This window comes from Saccharomonospora iraqiensis subsp. paurometabolica YIM 90007 (assembly GCF_000231035.2).
GTDB classification, from domain to species: domain Bacteria; phylum Actinomycetota; class Actinomycetes; order Mycobacteriales; family Pseudonocardiaceae; genus Saccharomonospora; species Saccharomonospora paurometabolica.
Genome location: NZ_KI912253.1, coordinates 11,025 through 12,735 on the forward strand (window position 1 = coordinate 11,025; position 1,711 = coordinate 12,735).

At 75.5% G+C, this 1,711-nt stretch carries 1 protein-coding gene; it reads right to left on the reverse strand.

Translation table 11 applies throughout. The features are described from left to right. Positions 1–1,711: Lhr family ATP-dependent helicase (locus tag SACPADRAFT_RS30775; protein ID WP_007027523.1), on the reverse strand; the 1,711-nt coding region annotated here is incomplete at both ends.

Genomic DNA, 1,711 nt, shown 5'->3' on the forward strand with positions numbered 1-1,711 from the left:
CCGGCGCGGCTTGTGCGCCGCACCCCGGCCGGCCACCCGCGCCCGCAACGGTGCCAGGGTGTCGCCGGAGACGTGGCCCGACCACACCAGGTCCCACAGCGCGGCGACCACCTCGGAGTCCGTGGGCGGGGAGTCCCGCTCGGCGGCCACCCGGTCCGCCAGCTGCCGGAAGAACAACGCCCCGCCGTCCAGTGCGGACAGCACGGCGTCGTGCAGCGGGCCGTGCGAGGAGGTGTCCTCCACGTCGGGCAGCAACAGATCCGCCACGTCGGTCGGGGCCAGCGCCACCCAGCCGTCCCCGCCGGACAGCGCACCGCAGCCGCACCAGGTGACCTCGCCCGCCGTGGTCAGCTCGTCCAGCAACGCGGGCTGGTAGCCCGGCAGCCGGTTCGGCAGAATCAGCGATTCCACCGCGCTCGCGGGCAGCGGAGCCCCCGCCAACTGTTCCACCACCGACAACACGTCGTCCGCGGTGGGCGCCGACCGGGAACGCGCGCCGATGCCGTGCCACGCGGGCAGGAACCGGCCCAGCGCCGCCTGTTCGACCGGTTCCACCTCGGCGCGCAACCGGGCCAGCGACGCCCGCTTCACCCGCCGCAGCACGTCCGCGTCGCAGTACTCGATGCCCGCGCCGTAGGCCTGTGGCCGCAGCTCCCCCCGGACCAGCCGGCCGTCGGCGGTCAACCGGTCGAGCACCCCGGCCACCACGGCGACCCCCAACCCGAACCGGGCGGCCGCCGCCGACGCCGGGAACGGTCCGCGCGACCGGGCGTAGCGGATCAGCAGATCGGCGAGCGAGTCGGCCACCGGCTCGGTGAACGCCTCGGGCACCCCGACCGGCAGGGCCGCGCCCAGCGCGTCCCGCACGCGTCCCGCGTCCTCGATGGCCAGGTACCGCGGCTCGCCCGCGATCCGCACCACGATCGCCCGCCGCCGGGCCACCAGCTCCTCCAGCCACTCCGGGGACACGCCCCGCTCCCGGGCCTCGTCGGTGGTGAGATCGCCGAGGAACCGCAACAGGTCCGCCGTGTCCTCGGGGCCCCGCGCGTGCCGCTCCGGATCGAGGCGCTGCAGCGACCGCTCGACCTCGGACACGACCTCGGCGTCCAGCAGCTCGCGCACCGCCTCCGTGCCGAGCAGCTCCGCGAGCAACGCCGAGTCCAGCGACAACGCGGCGGCCTTCCGTTCGGCCAGCGGCGCGTCGGCGTCGTAGAGGAACATCCCGACATAGCCGAACAGCAGACTCCGCGCGAACGGCGACGCCGCCGGGGTCTCCACCTCCACCACCCGCACGCTGCGGGAGCGCACGTCGGACATCAGCTCGCGCAGCCCGTCGACGTCGTAGACGTCGCGCAGGCACTCCCGCATCGCCTCCAGCACCACGGGGAACCGTTCGTACTTCGACGCCACGGACAGCAGCTGGGAGGCGCGCTGGCGCTGCTGCCACAGCGGGGTCCGCCGCCGCGGGTCCCGCCGGGGCAGCAGCAGCGAACGCGCCGCACACTCCCGGAACCGCGCCGCGAACAGGGCCGACGAGCTCACCTCGTCGGTGACCACCGACTCCACCTCGTCCGGGTCCAGGACCACGTCCTCGGCGCCGAGGACCACCTCGCGCCCCTCGGCGTCCAGCGCGTCCGGCAGCCGCAGCACGATCCCGTCGTCGGAGTGCGCCACCTGCGCGTCGACGCCGCGCCGGTCCCGCAGCCGCGCC